Below are 15946 nucleotides of genomic sequence, written 5' to 3'. Positions count from 1 at the left end.
AGAGGAAAAGACCATGAATGCGATAACGAAGATTGGCACATTTGACGATGCGGACCTGTTCCGCCAGCAGGCGTTGATTGGCGGTGTGTGGCGGGAAGCGGATACAAAGGCCGTCGTCGATGTCACCAATCCTGCCACCCTGGCCGTCCTTGGCAGCGTTCCCGATATGGGCGGCGACGACACCAGGGCCGCGATCGCTGCTGCGGCCGAGGCGTTCAAAAGCTGGAAGAAGAAGACCCATGCCGAGCGTGCCGGACTGCTGGAGCGCTGGCACGACCTCATTCGCCAGCACGAACAGGATTTGGCGCTTCTGCTGACGCTGGAACAGGGTAAGCCGCTTGCCGAGGCGTCGGCGGAAATCCGCTACGGCGCATCTTTCGTGAAATGGTTTGCCGAAGAGGCGCGCCGGATCGGTGGCTCGACCATTCCGTCACCCACCGCCGATCGCCGCATTCTGGTTCTCAAGGAAGCAGTCGGCGTCTGTGCCATCATCACGCCGTGGAATTTCCCCAATGCTATGGTCACGCGCAAGGTGGCGCCCGCCCTTGCCGCCGGCTGCACGGTGGTGATCAAGCCGTCTGAGTTCACACCGTTTTCGGCGCTCGCGCTCGGCGTCCTGGCGGAGCGGGCGGGCATCCCGGCAGGCGTTATCAACATCGTGACCGGCATGCCAGGAGAGATCGGCAAAGAGCTGATGGCCAATGAAACGGTGCGCAAGATCTCGTTCACCGGTTCGACCCGCGTCGGCGCGCTGCTCATGCGTGGCGCGGCCGATAGCATTAAGCGGCTGAGCCTGGAACTCGGCGGCAACGCCCCCTTTATTGTCTTTGACGACGCCGATCTGGATAACGCAGTTGAAGGGGTGATCGTATCCAAGTTCCGCAATGGCGGTCAAACCTGCGTTTGCGCGAACCGGATTCTCGTGCAGGAAGGCGTTTACGACGCTTTCGCCGAAAAGCTGAGCCAGCGCGTCACGCGGATGAAGGTTGGCGCAGGGACCGACGAGGGCACTGAGATCGGCCCGATGATCAACGCGGCCGCGATCGACAAGATCGAGCGTCACATCGCGGATGCGAAGACGAAAGGCGCGCAGATCCTCGCCCAATGCGAGGCAGTGCCCGACGGCAGGCAATATGCACAGCCCGTCGTCCTGGGGGAGGCTACTACCGACATGCTCCTGGCATCGGAAGAGACCTTCGGTCCGGTGGCGCCGCTTTTTCGCTTCGAGACGGAGGAAGAGGCCATCACGATCGCGAACGGTACGCCGTTCGGCCTTGCCGCCTACTTCTACACCGATAACCTCAAGCGGTCATGGCGTGTTGCCGAGGCGCTGGAGTTCGGTATGGTCGGGCTCAATACCGGCCTGATCTCGACTGAGGTCGCTCCATTCGGCGGTGTCAAGCAGTCGGGGCTAGGGCGCGAAGGATCGCAGCTCGGCATCGAAGAATATCTCGAGGTCAAGACGCTCCACGTCGGCGGGTTGAACCAGTAGGCTTTGCCGGAGTCGCAACAGCGGCACCAGAATCAGAAAGGGGCGGTCGAACCGCCCCTTTCTCATTTGGATACTTCGGATGCCGCGATGGCCGGGCAGCCTCAAACAACTTCCCGAACGGGCTCCAGGCCGACCGCGGCGGCCAGCCCGCCGGTATCCTTGATCTCGGTATATTCGTAGAAGGGGTTTGCAGGCTCGTGGCCGCGGTTCACCCAGACCTTGCTCTTGATGCCGAGATCGTAGGCGGTCATCAAATCGTAGCGGAAGGAGGACGAAACATGAGTGATGTCCTCCGGGCCGCAGCCGAGCTTGTCGAGCATGTATTCAAAGCCCCTCATCCGCGGCTTATAGGCGCCAACCTCTTCGGCGGTGATGACTGTGTGAAAGGGCGCGCCGAGCTTTTCCACATTCGACATGATCAGGCTGTTCATGGAGTTGGACAGGATCACCAGAGGGATTTCCTTGGCCACTCTGGACAGGCCAGCCGGGACGTCGGGGTGCGGACCCCAGGTCGGCACTTCGTCATAGATCAATTGGGCATCTTCGGGTTTGAACTGGATACCGGTGCGCTTGCAGCTGCGTTCGATGGAATTCTGCACCACCTCGAGGAAGGGTTTCCATGGCCCCAGCACCTCGTCAAGGCGATAGCCCCTAAAAGCCTCCACGAAGCTGGCCATTGCCTCTGGGGAGAGGCGCTCGCAGTAGACGCGCCGCGCCGCGCCGGCCATATCGAAATTGGTGAGCGTGCCGTAGCAGTCGAAGGTGATGTATTTCGGTCTGAACGTCGACATGGCGACAATTCTCCTGGTTTTCTCGGCACAGCGTGCCTGTACCACAATCACCATAGTCGTCGATCCGGAAGACTAACGGCCGCATTCGCCGCGACCTGAAGCAGATCGTTTCGTATTGCATCGCCGGTTTGGCAGAGAGTTGCGCCAGGTGTTCTTTCGAGCGTTGGGAGCGGCACGGCCTGTCGGCCATGCTTCGGCAGAAGATGCGGCACGAGCGGCGAATGATAGTGAAAACGCGTCGCGCTTAGCTGCCGGTCGGAAGGAACTGCTGTCTTTGGTGGTCTACCGTTAGCACCTGAAGACGAAGGCCGGAAATTCATCATGACCACACAACAGATCATCCTTGAAGAGATGACACCGGGGCACCTGGAAGGCGCTGTCGCGTTGTCTCGCCAGGTTAAATGGCCGCATCGCCGCGAGGATTGGGAACTGGCCCAGTCGGTCAGCCGAGGGATCGTCGCTCTGGAAGAAGAACGCGTGGTGGCGACCATCATGATGACCCCCTATGGCGACGATGCCGCCGCCATCAACATGGTGATCGTCGATGCGGCGATGCGCGGCCGCGGGCTCGGCCGAAAGATGATGGAAGAGGCGCTTGCCAAGGCGGGTGAGCGCACCTGTTGCCTGACGGCGACGCGGGAAGGCCTGCCGCTCTATGAGAAGCTGGGCTTCGTCACGACTGGCGAGATCGTGCAGCATCAGGGCGAGGCATTGCCTGTTTCCGCGCCGGCCCGTGTATCCTGGGCAGGGATCGGCGATCTTGCCCGCCTCGAGGTGCTGGATCGCGAGGCATTTGGCCATGACCGTTCGGCGCTGATGAAGCGGCTTTTCGAGCGCGCGAAGTTCGCTGTCATTCGCGATGAAGGCGATACCCAGGCCTTTTCCGCCATCCGGCCATTCGGCCGGGGGCTGGTCATCGGGCCAGTGGTGGCGAGAAACGGTGCCGAGGCCAAAGCCCTGATCGACTTTCTGCTTGCCCATCATCAGGGCAAGTTCGTCCGTGTCGATACCGACGTTTCAACGGATCTTGCTGAATGGCTCGCCGGGCGCGGTCTCGCGCACGTCGGCGGTGGGATCACGATGCGACGCTCCATGGCTACGCACAAAGAAAGCAAGCCCGCGCATCACCGCACTTATGCTCTCGTTAGTCAGGCACTCGGTTGAATCGGAGGAAGAAATGCTGGCAAACTCACTGATCGAACTCGATCGCGCACATCTGGTTCACCCGTTTTCATGCTATCGGAGTCACGAGGAGACGGGCGTGCGGGTGCTCAAATCCGCCAAGGGCGCAACGGTCACCGATGCAAGCGGGAAAACCCTGCTGGACGGATTCGCCGGTCTATGGTGTGTGAACGTCGGCTACGGCCAGGAAAGTGTCGTTGAAGCAGCCGCAAAGCAGCTAAGAGAGCTTCCCTATGCGACGGGATATTTCGGGCTGGGATCCGAGCCTGCCATTCGCCTTGCTGCCAGGCTTGCCGAGCTGGCGCCCGGCGATTTGAACCATGTCTATTTCACGCTTGGCGGCTCCGACGCAATCGACAGCACGATCCGCTTCATTCGCTATTACTACCATGCCAAGGGCATGCCGCAGAAGGACCAGTTCATCTCGGTCGAGCATGGCTACCATGGTTCTTCGACGGCAGGGTCCGGTCTGACCGCGATCCCGGCCTTCCATGCCGGCTTCGGCGTGCCTTACGACTGGCAGCACAAGATTCCCTCGCATTACGCCTATCGCAATCCGGTCGGTTCCGACCCGCAGGCGATCATCGATGCATCGGTCGCGGCCCTGCGGGCCAAAATCGCGGAACTCGGCGCGGGCCGTGTTGCGGCCTTCTACGCCGAACCCATCCAGGGTTCGGGCGGTGTCCTCGTTCCACCGACAGGTTGGCTGAAGGCCCTGCACGCCGTGTGCAAGGAACACGACATTCTGTTCGTTGCCGACGAAGTCATCACTGCCTTTGGCCGTACCGGCCCGCTCTTCGCCTGTGAGGAAGACGAGGTCGTGCCGGATTTCATGACCACGGCGAAGGGACTGACCTCGGGCTACGTGCCGATGGGCGCCGTCTTCATCTCGGACCGCGTGTACAATACGATCGCGGACGGAGCCGGCAAAGCGGCTGTCGGTCATGGCTATACCTATTCGGCTCATCCCGTGAGCGCGGCGGTCGGGCTCGAATGCCTGCGTCTCTACGGAGACAGCTTGCTCGAGAACGGGCGCAAGGCGGGCAAGCGCTTGATGGAGGGCCTTCGCTCGCTCGCCGACCACCCGCTGGTTGGCGACATTCGCGGTCGCGGCATGCTGGCAGCAATCGAGTTGGTCACCGACAAGGAGCGCAAGACGCCGCTGCCGGCGGCGGCCGATCCGGGACGCCGCATCTTCGAGCGCGCGTGGGCGAACGGCCTTGTCGTCCGCGCCTTCAACAGCGGCATCCTCGGCTATGCGCCGCCGCTCTGCTGCACAGAGGACGATATTGATGGAATCCTCGAACGCACGCGGATGACGCTGGATCAAACCCTCGAAGACAAGGACGTGCGGGCGTCGATGAAAAGATGATCGTACAGACTGCCGTCGCATGCGCGGGGCATCCTCTTCCTCATCTGTCGAATATGGCGTCGAGCGGCAGGTGAGATTTGACGATCGGTGACTTCAGCACGACGAAGCTGAAATATTTGTCGATTCCGATATCCAATTCGATCATGCGCTCCATGATCGTCTGGTACTCGCTGATGCCGGCTGTGACAAACTTCACAAGATAGTCGTAACCGCCTGAAACCAGATGGCATTCGATGACAGAATCCACTTTCTGAATTGCGGTGAGAAATCTCGCGAAGTCGTTCTGTTGATGGTGCTTGAGCGTGACTTCGGTGAAGATCGTTAGAGTCTGCCCGAGCTTGGACACATCGATCTGGGCGGAATAGCCGGTGATGAAGCCTTCCGCCTGAAGCTTCTTCACCCGCATCAGGCAAGGGCTCGGCGAAAGGTTGACCAGGTCGGCAAGCTCGACATTCGTGACCCGCCCGTTCTTTTGCAGTTGGGATAAGATCTTGATGTCGATCTTGTCGAGCTTCATTGCAAACCTGTCACACGTTCGAACCGCGGATCGTCCGGCAGACGGCGTCCGTCACCTCCCGCGTGGTCGCTGTCCCTCCGACGTCCGGCGTCAGCACGCCTTCACTCGTCACCGATTCCACAGCGCTCATCAACCGGATGGCGGCCGCGCTCTGCCCAGATGTTCGAGCATCTGGGCAGCGGTCCAGAAGGTGGCGACCGGGTTGGCAATACCCTTGCCGGCGATGTCGAATGCCGAGCCGTGAATTGGCTCGAACATCGAGGGATAGCGCCGCTCGGGGTCAATGTTGGCGGTCGGTGCAATGCCGAGACTGCCCGCGAGCGCGCCTGCAAGGTCCGACAATATGTCGGCGTGAAGATTGGTGGCGACGATCGTATCGAGGCTCCGAGGTTTCAACGTCATTCGCATCGTCATAGCATCGACCAACAACGCCCGCCAGCGGCGAAACAATACCGGGCAATATCCTGGTCGGCCGCACGTTCGCATATTGATCAAAGCCTTGGCAAATCGGCAGCCGGAGGCCCCAGAGCGTGATATCGTCGGGCACTTCGGGAGCGCCTACCGCGCCGAAGAAGATAGCGTCGAAGCGCTTCAGTTGCGCCACCCCATCTTCGGGCATCATCCGACCATAGGCCCTGTAGTAGTCTGAGCCCCAGTCGAAGTGCTGGACGCGCAGCTTGAAGTCGCCGCAGCGCTGCTGCAGCGCCTCAAGCGCCTGGAGACCGGCGGCAATGACCTCTGGGCCGATCCCATCGGCAGGAATGGCGGCAATCTCATATTCGCGCATCGTCACTTTCCCAGTTTTCAGTGCTGGCCCTGTTTTCAGTGCTGGCCACCTCGCGGCCCCGCTCTCGTGTGCGACCTGATGTAGCTTGGTAAACGGTCTTCTCAGAATTCAGCGACCTTGCCCCACGCAGCTGTCTTCAGACGCTCGGGCCTATAAGGACGCGGATCGACGATCGGCTCGCTGCCGGTGATGATATCGGCGATCATATGCCCAGCGCCGGGCCCGATCCCGAAGCCGTGACCGCTAAATCCCGCGGCGAGAAGGAAGCCCGGAATCCCCTCCACTTCACCGATTGCCGGGACGCCATCGGGCGTGCTGTCGACATAGCCCGCCCAAGCATGAGAAATCGCCACGCGCTGGAATTCGGGCAGCAATTCGCAGGCTCTTTGATATGTCAGCCGAATCTGCCCCATGTCCGGCTTCGGGTCGAGAATCCGATTCCGTTCCATTGGTGTTACGTCGTCAACTGCCCATTTCCCCAGGCTTTCATGACCTTGACGCCAGCCCTCGAACGCTCCCGGGGCCAGACTGCGCCAGCGGCGGGCGAACATGGGTACGAACTCGCGGCTGAACCTGAGCTGCTGCGGCGTTGGATCGACTCGCGCCCGCCCGCTGATCGCCAGCGCGTATCCACCGTTGCCGCGTCGCGTCAGCGAGACGCGCGCAGTATGGAGGGCATCCGGCAGGCGTTCTGCGCCCGGCGCTACGGCTAGAATGGATTGACGCACGGCAGCTTGTGGGAAACGAATACCAAGCTGGTTGCAGAAGGAAGAAGCCCACGCGCCTCCGGCCATGACCACGGTCGTTGTCCGGATGGTTCCGGCTTCTGTAACGACGCCGCTGACCCGGCCGGCGCTCAGCTCCAGCCCGCGCGCTGCGCAATTCTGATGTACGGTACCGCCGGCCGCCATGATGCCGCGCGCGGCAACCGGCACCGCCTTTGATGGATCCGCCGTTCCGTCAGTTGGCGAGAACACGCCGCCTTTCCATTTGCGGCCGGTCGCCTTGCCCCGTTCGGTGGCTTCTTCCGCGCTCAGCACATGCGTCGTGACGCCAACCGTCCTTGCGAAATCGCGCCACTTTGCCCAGCCTGCCAACTCGTTTTCGTCCTGCGAGAGATAGAGCAGGCCGCAGCTGCGGAAGCCGGTGTCCTCGCCGGTCTCCTGCGCCACTTTTTCCCAGAGATCGAGGCTCTTGGTTGCCATCGGCAACTCGCGCGCGTCACGGTTCTGCTGCCGGCACCAGCCCCAGTTGCGGCTGGACTGTTCGGCGCCAATGCGCCCCTTCTCCAGCAGGGCAACGCTGACGCCCCGTCGCGCCAGATAATAGGCCGTGAACACGCCTGCCACGCCGCCGCCGATGACGACGGCGTCCGCCTCGCGAGGCAGGGATGGGCTGGAATCGATGTGAATGAGCGGCGCGGGCATGGATGGGACTCCGGTAAATTTGAAGCATCCTAGCCTGCGGCCCGCAGAGGCAGGCTGCGGAGTTCATGCCTGGACGGAATTTCCTGCGGTTTGCAGCCATAGAACAGGTAATTGTTGCCGAAAAGCGCTTGCTGGCCCCCCATTGCAGGGGCAAGCAGGAGTGCACTTCATCCAGTCGCGTGATCTGCGGCATGGGCTTTTCGGGAGGCGGCGCGCAGTGACGCAAGGCCTGTCGCGCACAAATTGCGGACGAAGGACCTGGTTGTCTAATCCCGGCTTCTCCGCCGGAACGGGAGCAGAGTGAAATGCCGAACCTGACGTTCTTTTCAGAAGTTCCTGCCGCCCGAGGGCCAAATTTCGACGACTATGCGGATACAGAACAGTCAAACTGGCTGAAAGAACGGAGCAACCCTTCCTTATAGCGGGCAAGCTCCAAGGGAACAGTATCCGGTACACGGACCGGATTTCATCAAGGGAGCCGCCAGGATGAGCAGAATCAGTCTGTCGCAGCCGCAGGGCTCGAAGCGCCGAGATGATCAGACGACGGACGCTACGGTGAGCCGCTTCTGCTCAAAGAGCGATGATGCGGTCCGCAACAGGGTGGACCCGCTCGGTTCAAAGGGGAGGCGATCGCAATGGTCGTAAGCATCCAGCCTGTAGCCCCCCACGATGTGGCGCTTTCGGTGCGCGACCTCACGGTGAATTTGCCGAAAGGCATGGAACGGACTTATGCCGTCGAGAACATCTCCTTTGATCTGAAACGCGGCCAGATTCTGTGCGTCATTGGCGAGTCCGGATCCGGCAAGTCGGTCACCGCCAACGCCATCATGGGGCTGCTGTCCAAGGTGATCCGCGTCTCCTCAGGCGCCATCCACCTCGATGGGATGAACATCGTAGGCATGCCGCAGGACAAGCTGCGCAGCCTGCGCGGCCGAGTGGTGTCGATGATCTTCCAGGACCCGCTGTCGGCGCTCAATCCGTTGATGACGGTGGGTGCACAGATCGACGAGGTCATGGCGGCGCATGGCGTCGGCACTCCGAAATCCCGTCGCGGCCGCGCTATCGAGTTGCTGACTGAGGTGGGACTGCCGGACCCGGAACTCATGTACCACCAGTATCCGTTCCGCCTCTCCGGCGGGCAGCGGCAGCGGGTGATGATCGCCATGGCGCTGGCACTCGAGCCGACGATCCTGATCGCGGATGAACCGACGACCGCGCTCGACGTGACCACCCAGGCACAGATTCTGGAGCTGATCCGCGAGATTCAGCGCCGCAAGGGAATGAGCGTCATGTTCATCACCCATGACTTCGGGGTGGTGGCCGAGATCGCAGACAGCGTCGTGGTGATGGAGAAGGGCCACATCGTCGAGCAGGGTAGCGCTCAGCAGGTCCTGAAGTCGCCTGGCCATCCCTACACAAGGCGCCTTATCGCAGCCGTCCCGCACCTGACCGGTGAGGACCGCGTTCCTCTGGAGACGGCCGACAAAGCGCCGATCCTGAAGGTCGAAGGCCTGGTGAAGACCTACCGCAGCGGCAGTTCCCTGTTCAGCGCGCAGCGCGTCGTGCCCGCGGTCAACGAGGTGTCGTTCGATCTGGCGCCGGGGCGCACGCTGGGCGTTGTGGGCGAAAGCGGTTCCGGCAAATCATCGCTTGGCCGGCTTTTGATCAAGCTGCTGGACAGCGACGGCGGCGGGATTCTGTTCGAGGGCCGCGACATCGCCAAGCTTTCCGAAGCCGAGTTCCGCCCGCTGCGGCCGCGGGTCCAGATGATCTTCCAGGATCCATTCGCCTCGCTCAACCCGCGCTCGACGATCGGCCACATCCTGACCGTTGGCCCAGTCGCGCACGGGACGCCCTATGCCAAGGCGCGTGAAGAGGCGAAGGCGCTCCTGGCTCATGTCGGGCTCGATGCCGGCGCCTTTGATCGCTTTCCGCATGAATTTTCCGGTGGGCAGCGCCAGCGCATCGGCATCGCTCGGGCACTGATGTTCAAGCCGAAGCTGCTGATCGCCGATGAAGCTGTGTCGGCGCTCGACGTGTCGATCCAGGCCCAAATCCTGCGGCTGCTCGACCAGATCCAGCGGGAGACCGGTGTGTCGATGATCTTCATCACCCACGACCTGCGCGTCGCCAGCCAGATCTGCGACGAGATCGCGGTGATGCAGAAAGGGCGGATCGTCGAACGGGGACCGCCATCGCAAATCTTCCTCGACCCGCAATCAGCCTACACACGTGAGCTGGTGGCGGCGATTCCTGGAGAGCAGCCGGGAACGACACGCCCGGTTGCAGCAAACGGATAATAGCCACGGCGGACACCGCCAAAACAAGGGAATTCCAATGACTGAACGCTCAACCACCAAAAAATCAAACTACTCGCGACGCGATGCACTGCGGTTGATGGCGATAGGCGGGGCTGCAGGCCTCTTTGCGCCCAATCTGTTGGGCAAACCCGCGTTCGCCCAGAACCCTCCGGCGAGCCCAACCGGCCGCGTCGTCGTCGGGCTTTCGCAAGAACCCACCGTCTTCAATCCGCTGATGCCGCATATCGAGGCTGACGAGGCTGTGCATTTCTCGGTGTTTGACGCACTCGTTCGCATGGATCCCAAAGGCGTTCTTCAGCCCAATCTTGTGGTCGAAGTGCCCAGCCAGAAAAACGGTGGCATTTCAGAGGACGGACTTGTGTGGCGCATCCGCCTGCGTGACGACGTCCGCTGGCACGACGGCAAGCCGTTCACGGCCGAAGATGTGAAATTCACTCTTGAGCTCATCACCAATCCGAAATTCCGCGCGTGGCGCACGGCCGGCCATTCGCTGGTGCGCGATATCAAGGTGGTCTCGCCGACCGAGCTGACCTGGCGGATGGAGGAGGCTTTCGCCCCCTACCAGTCGTTTCTCGCCGAAACCTTCATGGTTCCCAAGCACATCCTTGAGAAAGAGGCCGATCCCAATGCAGCCGCCTTCAATCAGGCGCCTGTCGGCACTGGCGCTTTCAAGTGGGCGCAGCGCGTTGCCGGCGATCATATCGAACTCGTCGCGAATGCGGATTATGCCGGGGAGGGCCCTTATTTGGAGCGGCTCGTCTTCAAATACATCCCCGACATGACGGTGCTCTACACCCAGTTCAAGAGCGGCGACATCGATCTCGTCGACCAGGCATTCATAACCGCCGACCACTACGCGGAAGCCAGCCAACTATCGGATCGTATGGTCAAGCTGGAGCCTGGGGCATCGGTCGAGTCGATCTATCTCAATCTTGAGAAGCCGCAATTCAAGGACCCGGCGGTCCGCCAGGCGCTCTACGCCGCAATGGACAGGAAATCGATCCTCGAAGCACTTTATTACGGGATCCACAAACCCACCGAGACGTTCATGCCGCAGAATTCCTACTACTACAATCCGAACCTGCCGGCACAGGAGTTCAACCTCGAGCGCGCGGGCCAGATCCTCGACGAGGCCGGCTGGGTACCCGGAGCCGATGGAATACGGGCGAAGGACGGGGTGCGTCTGTCGTTCGCCAACTCCACCACTTCCGGCAACCATTTGCGCGAGCAGACGCAGCAGTTCCTGCAGCAGACATTCGCCGAGATCGGGGTCGAGATGACCATCTCGAACCTGCCGGCCGCCGTCATGTGGGGGGATTTCTGGCTGAAATCGCAGTTCGAGTCAGCCATCTCCGGTGTAACCAATGTCATCGCGGGCGACCCCGACGTTTCCAACCGCCTGCACACCAAGGCAATCGTCGCCAAGGGCGGAAAGGGCTCGAACACAGGCCAATACTCCAACCCGGAGGTCGATGCGTTGCTCGAGAAGGGCGCCCGCACCTTCGATCGGGAACAGCGCCGAGCCATCTATCTGCGCGTGCAGGAAATCGTTCGTCAGGATCTGCCGTTCCTGCCTCTGTTTGCCTACACCAACGTGTTCGGCCGCAAGCAAGGGCTGGAGGGTTTCGAGGCAAATTCCAACACCCGCGTCGCATCCTGGCATGCCGCCGAATGGCATTGGAAGGACTGACATACATACGCCGCCGCCGCATCGCGGCGGCGGCCAGTCATCGGCGTTGTCTTGAAAGAGGAGAGATGAATGCGCGGCTTCCTGCTCAACCGGCTCTCACAGAGCCTCATCCTGCTCCTGATCGTCTCGGTCATCGGCTTCTTCGTCCTGAACCTGCTGCCGGGCGGGCCGCTGGCGCAATTCGGGCTCGACCCCAGCATGACGCAGGACGATCTCGATCGCCTGAAAGAGCAATTGGGGCTGAACCGTCCGCTTTTGATGCAATATCTCGACTGGGCCTGGCGGCTTCTCCAGGGCGACTGGGGCCACTCCTTCCGCGACGGCGCCCCTGTGCTGGCAGTGATTGGCCGGCACGTCTTCGCCACGCTGTTGCTGATGGGGTCTTCCACCGCGATCGCAATCGCCATCGGCACCTGGATAGGTATCCGCGGCGCCACGCACCGCTATTCGCTGTTCGACTATATGGCGACGGTCGGAGCCATGGTCGCGCTGTCGATCCCGACCTTCTGGTTCGGGCTCGTCGGCATCTACATCTTCTCCCTGCAGCTGGGCTGGCTGCCGGCAGGCAACATGTACACGATCGGCGACGGCTCGGTCCTGAACTACCTGCATCACCTGATCCTGCCAAGCATCGTGCTGTCGCTGGTGCATGTCGCGATCTGGAGCCGCTACATGCGATCGGCGACGCTCGACGCCATCAGCCAGGATTTTGTCAAGACCGCCCGCGCCAAAGGCCTGAGCGAGCGCCGAGTCATAATGAAGCACGTCGTCGGCAATGCGCTTTTGCCGATGATCACACTGGCCGGGGTCCAGCTTCCCAGCATCCTGACCGGCGCGCTGGTGACGGAGACAGTGTTTACCTGGCCGGGAATGGGTCGACTGTTCCTGGACAGCCTCGGCTACAGCGACTACCCGGTCGTGATGGGACTGCTGATGTTCTCAGCCATCCTCGTCATTCTGGGCAACCTGATCGCAGACATAGCGGTAGCGCTCGTCGACCCGCGCATTCGTCTGGGTTGAGCGCCTAACCTCACGCCCAACAGGAGGCACCCGAAATGACCGCTCTCGCCGCAAATGCAGGACCAACCCGCTGGTGGCGCAGCCGCACCGTGCGCCGTTTCACAAGCCATCATCTGGCGTTGCTGGGAGTGGCGATGATCACCTTTCTGACGCTGGCATGCGTCTTCGGCCCTCATCTGCTGCCCTATGATTCGCTATACATCGATTTGCGCGCCCGCTTTTCACCGCCGCTGACCGGCTACCACTATCTCGGGACCGATCCTTTGGGGCGGGACGTGGCGGCGCGACTGCTCATGGCGGGGAGGACCTCACTGCTGGTGGCTTTCTTTGCCATGCTGCTGTCGACGCTGATCGGAACCCTCGTCGGCGTGATCGCGGGCTACCGCGGCGGCTGGATCGGCGCAGCGCTGATGCGCACGGTCGACGGCTTCCTGTCATTCCCCTCCATCTTCCTGCTGCTGGCCTTGGCCGCGGCACTGAAGCCGAGCCCGGCCATGGTCACCGTCATCGTCGCTGTTACCAGCTGGATGGAGGTAGCGCGAATTGTCGAGGCCGAGGTGCGGTCATTGCGCGAGCGCGAGTTTGTGCTGGCCGGGCGCATGCTGGGACTGAGCGGCGCGCATATCATGTTCCGCGAGATCCTGCCCAACGCCATGGGCCCGATTATCGTAGCCGCTACTTTGACGGTTGCGCACGCGATCCTCCTGGAAGCCTATATCAGCTTCCTGGGTTATGGCATTCAGCCGCCGCTGCCCAGCTGGGGCAACATGCTCGAGGGCGCCCAGCAGTATCTGGACAGTGCGCCCTGGCTGGCGATCATTCCGGGGGCCGCCATCACCATGGCCGTGACCAGCTTCAATTTCATCGGCGACGGGCTGCGTGACGCGCTCGACGTGCGCGATGACCATGTCTGATCTGTCTACTCGACCCAGCCTCCTGAAACCGCAACGAGAAGTCAGTCACGTGCACGAGCCCAAAGTCGCCGACAAGAATACGCCCTACTGGTGGGAAGCGGCACCCGTCATGCCGCTGCCGCCGCAGCCCCTGGCCAAGAAGCTCGACGTGGCGATCGTCGGCGCCGGTTATGCCGGGCTTTCGGCCGGGCTGGTGTTGGCGCGCGAAGGACGCTCGGTTGCAGCTTTTGATGCGATGAATCCGGGCGAGGGGGCCTCGTCGCGCAATGGCGGAATTGCCAGCGGGAACATCCGGCTGGACTACGCCACGATCACCCGGCGCTTCGGCGAAGAAAAAGCCATGGCGATCGAGGCCGAGGGCAAGGTCGCGCGCGAATTCCTTTACGACTTCATCAAGTCGGAAAAACTCGACTGCGACTTTCAACTGGTTGGCCTGTTCAAGGGCGCCATCGGATATGAACAGTACGAGAAGATGGCCCGCGGCGCCGAGGCGTTGGCGAGGAAACTGGGGATCGAATCATACGCTGTTCCATATGCAAAGCAGCGCAATTACGTCGGCACCGACTTCTATCGCGGCGGCATGGTCCGGATGGACATCGGTGGGCTGCACCCGGCCAAATTCCACGCCGAGCTCCTGCGGGTGGCGTTCGCTTCGGGACTGGCGGTGCATCCGAACACGCCCGTGACCTCGATAGAAAGGGATGGCTCCGGGTTCCGCGTCGCCACTTCGGCCGGAACGGTGCAGGCGCGGCAGGTCCTGGTCTGCACGAACGGCTATACCGATGGCGCCAGTCCCTTCCTGCGCCGCCGCCTGGTGCCGGTTCGCAGCCGCATCATTGCAACCGAAGAACTCGCACCTGAGGTGATGGCGCGCCTTATGCCGAAGCGGATGATGATGGGCGAGGGCCGCGAGCTTGGCTTCTATTACCGCCCTTCGCCGGACGGCAGACGCATCCTGCTCGGGGGGCGCGACAGCTCGCGTGCAGGTGATCCGGCAGCCCCGACGCTCCGTCTGCGTAACGGGCTGGTCGAACTTTTTCCCGAACTGGAAAATGTTCGACTTTCGCACAGCTGGTTCGGCAATGTGGCGATGCATCGCGACATGATCCCCCGCATCTTCGAGAAGGACGGCGTGGTCTATGCAACTGGCTTCTGCGGTTCGGGCGTGGTCTGGGCGCCATGGATTGGCACGCGTGCGGCCCACAAGCTGATGGGGCATGGCGAGCAAGCGCGCACCGCGTTCGACTTTCGGCCGCCTGCGGCCATCCCGCTCTATCGTGGCAATCCGTGGTTCATGCCGGCCATCATCAAGGGCTATGCACTGCAGGACCGTATCGCCTGGTGGCGCGCCAGCCGCTGACACGACTGCAGAACCGCGCGGGCCACGTTTTTGCCGGAGAGCACTCCAGTGCTGCGGAAAATCCGTCAGGGCTGGGCTTGTCAGTGCGAAGCTGATCAGCGGTGGGACGCCTTTGCGCGGATCAGCGCATCGGCTATGTAGAGATCCTGTAGAGAGATACCAGAACTATCGAAGACCGTGATTTCGTTGCCGAAGCGGCGTCCGGGCGCACGCATTTCAATGACGTCGCCGATTGGTGTTACCGCGAGCACGCTGGCGTCGATCTCGTCGCGCAAATGTTGGAACTCGCCGATCTGGACGGACTGGGAAAGCAGATCACAAAACAGACGTGCCTTGGGAAACAACTCGCTCGGCAATTCGCGCTTGCCCGGAGCATCCGACCCCATGCTGACAATATGGGTTCCCGGCCCCACCCAAGCGGCGTCGAACAGCGGTTCGCGGGAGGGTGTCGCCGTCACAACGATGTCGGCCGCGCGCACGGCTTCTTCGGGCAAGGCAGCGCGCGCCTCCAGGCCCCTTTCGCCGATCTGATCGACAAGAGCGTCGCGTCGTGGCGAAGGCCGGGCCACGACCAGCACCGTCTCGATTGGGCGGATGCGTGCCAGCGCCATCACTTCGAAGCCCGCCTGGTTGCCGGCACCGAATATCGCCAGAACCTTGGCTTGCTTGCGCGCAAGAAGATCGGCCGCAACCGCGTCGGCGGCGGCCGTCCTGTAGGCGTTGACCTTCCCGGCCTCGATCACGGCGCCGAGTCGACCTGTATGCTGATCGAGCAGCACGATGGTGGAGTTGTGGCGGGGAAGGCCACGTGCCGGATTGCCCGACCAGAAGGAGCCAATTTTCACTCCGGTCAGATCTTCCGACGAACTGGATTTGATTGAGAATGTATTGCTCGCCTCCTGTGTGCGCCCGAGAACAGCGGGAAAGACCCAGCTCTGCCGCGATGCTGCTGCCACGAGAGCTGCCCGCGCCGCCTCGAAAGCCAGTTCATGTGTGACGAGGGCAGCAGACTCCTCTTCGCTGATGTAGATCATCCAAAATTCCTCGTGAGCACCAAGCCGCTCGTCGCTTCA

The 15946-nt window shown here is 61.9% G+C and carries 12 protein-coding genes and 1 pseudogene; 8 read left to right on the top strand and 5 right to left on the bottom strand.

From position 1 onward, the window contains the following. Nucleotides 1–13 precede the first annotated feature (13 nt). On the top strand, nt 14–1492 hold the full coding sequence (locus tag NMG80_RS23595; RefSeq protein ID WP_254020329.1) for an NAD-dependent succinate-semialdehyde dehydrogenase: 1479 nt from the start codon (nt 14–16) through the stop codon (nt 1490–1492). A gap of 101 nt (nt 1493–1593) precedes the next feature. On the opposite strand, the gene NMG80_RS23590 is transcribed toward NMG80_RS23595, so the two are convergent. Further along, on the bottom strand, nt 1594–2283 hold the full coding sequence (locus tag NMG80_RS23590) for a haloacid dehalogenase type II (RefSeq protein ID WP_254020328.1): 690 nt from the start codon (nt 2281–2283) through the stop codon (nt 1594–1596). A gap of 321 nt (nt 2284–2604) precedes the next feature. On the opposite strand from NMG80_RS23590, the gene NMG80_RS23585 reads away from it, so the two are divergent. Both NMG80_RS23585 and NMG80_RS23580 read left to right on the top strand, forming a co-directional pair. Next, nucleotides 2605–3447 carry a GNAT family N-acetyltransferase gene (locus tag NMG80_RS23585; RefSeq protein ID WP_254020327.1) on the top strand — a complete coding sequence of 281 codons (843 nt, stop codon included), beginning with the start codon at nt 2605–2607 and terminating at the stop codon, nt 3445–3447. A 13-nt stretch (nt 3448–3460) separates the two neighbouring features. Next, on the top strand, nt 3461–4837 hold the full coding sequence (locus NMG80_RS23580; RefSeq protein ID WP_254020326.1) for an aspartate aminotransferase family protein: 1377 nt from the start codon (nt 3461–3463) through the stop codon (nt 4835–4837). A gap of 40 nt (nt 4838–4877) precedes the next feature. On the opposite strand, the gene NMG80_RS23575 is transcribed toward NMG80_RS23580, so the two are convergent. The 3 genes and pseudogenes from NMG80_RS23575 to NMG80_RS23565 all read right to left on the bottom strand — a co-directional run bounded on the left by NMG80_RS23575 (nt 4878) and on the right by NMG80_RS23565 (nt 7568). After that, a complete protein-coding gene (locus NMG80_RS23575) occupies nt 4878–5354 on the bottom strand; it encodes an Lrp/AsnC family transcriptional regulator (protein ID WP_027151795.1) in 477 nt (158 codons plus the stop codon). A 10-nt stretch (nt 5355–5364) separates the two neighbouring features. Next, nucleotides 5365–6141 (bottom strand): annotated as a pseudogene (locus NMG80_RS23570) (isocitrate/isopropylmalate family dehydrogenase). Nucleotides 6142–6242: 101 nt separating this feature from the next. Next, entirely contained in the window at nt 6243–7568 is a 1326-nt protein-coding gene (locus NMG80_RS23565) for an NAD(P)/FAD-dependent oxidoreductase (RefSeq protein ID WP_254020325.1), read from the bottom strand. A 635-nt stretch (nt 7569–8203) separates the two neighbouring features. On the opposite strand from NMG80_RS23565, the gene NMG80_RS23560 reads away from it, so the two are divergent. The 5 genes from NMG80_RS23560 to NMG80_RS23540 all read left to right on the top strand — a co-directional run bounded on the left by NMG80_RS23560 (nt 8204) and on the right by NMG80_RS23540 (nt 14873). Continuing rightward, a complete protein-coding gene (locus tag NMG80_RS23560; protein ID WP_254020324.1) occupies nt 8204–9868 on the top strand; it encodes an ABC transporter ATP-binding protein in 1665 nt (554 codons plus the stop codon). 37 nt (nt 9869–9905) lie between these two features. Further along, nucleotides 9906–11579: a peptide ABC transporter substrate-binding protein gene (locus tag NMG80_RS23555; protein ID WP_254020323.1), complete on the top strand. Its 1674-nt coding sequence runs from the start codon at nt 9906–9908 to the stop codon at nt 11577–11579. Between the two features lie 69 nt (nt 11580–11648). Then, nucleotides 11649–12599 (top strand): ABC transporter permease, encoded by a 951-nt coding sequence (locus NMG80_RS23550; RefSeq protein WP_254020322.1) that lies wholly within the window; start codon nt 11649–11651, stop codon nt 12597–12599. 35 nt (nt 12600–12634) lie between these two features. Beyond that, complete coding sequence (locus NMG80_RS23545) at nt 12635–13513, top strand: ABC transporter permease (RefSeq protein ID WP_254020321.1); 879 nt, start codon at nt 12635–12637, stop codon at nt 13511–13513. Between the two features lie 109 nt (nt 13514–13622). Then, nucleotides 13623–14873 (top strand): NAD(P)/FAD-dependent oxidoreductase, encoded by a 1251-nt coding sequence (locus NMG80_RS23540; RefSeq protein WP_436798664.1) that lies wholly within the window; start codon nt 13623–13625, stop codon nt 14871–14873. Between the two features lie 95 nt (nt 14874–14968). Here NMG80_RS23540 and NMG80_RS23535 read toward each other — a convergent pair whose 3' ends face one another. Continuing rightward, nucleotides 14969–15907: an ornithine cyclodeaminase family protein gene (locus tag NMG80_RS23535; RefSeq protein WP_254020319.1), complete on the bottom strand. Its 939-nt coding sequence runs from the start codon at nt 15905–15907 to the stop codon at nt 14969–14971. Between the last annotated feature and the right edge of the window lie 39 nt (nt 15908–15946).

It is taken from the genome of Mesorhizobium escarrei, assembly GCF_935825525.1.
Lineage (GTDB): Bacteria > Pseudomonadota > Alphaproteobacteria > Rhizobiales > Rhizobiaceae > Mesorhizobium > Mesorhizobium escarrei.
The sequence above is the reverse complement of the archived record's forward strand: the minus strand, read 5'-3'. Positions and strand labels throughout refer to the sequence as shown.

What these genes read in the sequence shown, in the direction of transcription:
- NMG80_RS23555 (WP_254020323.1), top strand. Translation starts at nt 9,906, where the DNA reads ATGACTGAACGCTCAACCACCAAAAAATCAAACTACTCGCGACGCGAT.
- NMG80_RS23590 (WP_254020328.1), bottom strand. Translation starts at nt 2,283, where the DNA reads ATGTCGACGTTCAGACCGAAATACATCACCTTCGACTGCTACGGCACG.
- NMG80_RS23550 (WP_254020322.1), top strand. Translation starts at nt 11,649, where the DNA reads ATGCGCGGCTTCCTGCTCAACCGGCTCTCACAGAGCCTCATCCTGCTC.
- NMG80_RS23580 (WP_254020326.1), top strand. Translation starts at nt 3,461, where the DNA reads ATGCTGGCAAACTCACTGATCGAACTCGATCGCGCACATCTGGTTCAC.
- NMG80_RS23595 (WP_254020329.1), top strand. Translation starts at nt 14, where the DNA reads ATGAATGCGATAACGAAGATTGGCACATTTGACGATGCGGACCTGTTC.
- NMG80_RS23560 (WP_254020324.1), top strand. Translation starts at nt 8,204, where the DNA reads ATGGTCGTAAGCATCCAGCCTGTAGCCCCCCACGATGTGGCGCTTTCG.
- NMG80_RS23565 (WP_254020325.1), bottom strand. Translation starts at nt 7,568, where the DNA reads ATGCCCGCGCCGCTCATTCACATCGATTCCAGCCCATCCCTGCCTCGC.
- NMG80_RS23585 (WP_254020327.1), top strand. Translation starts at nt 2,605, where the DNA reads ATGACCACACAACAGATCATCCTTGAAGAGATGACACCGGGGCACCTG.
- NMG80_RS23535 (WP_254020319.1), bottom strand. Translation starts at nt 15,907, where the DNA reads ATGATCTACATCAGCGAAGAGGAGTCTGCTGCCCTCGTCACACATGAA.
- NMG80_RS23540 (WP_436798664.1), top strand. Translation starts at nt 13,623, where the DNA reads ATGCCGCTGCCGCCGCAGCCCCTGGCCAAGAAGCTCGACGTGGCGATC.
- NMG80_RS23575 (WP_027151795.1), bottom strand. Translation starts at nt 5,354, where the DNA reads ATGAAGCTCGACAAGATCGACATCAAGATCTTATCCCAACTGCAAAAG.
- NMG80_RS23545 (WP_254020321.1), top strand. Translation starts at nt 12,635, where the DNA reads ATGACCGCTCTCGCCGCAAATGCAGGACCAACCCGCTGGTGGCGCAGC.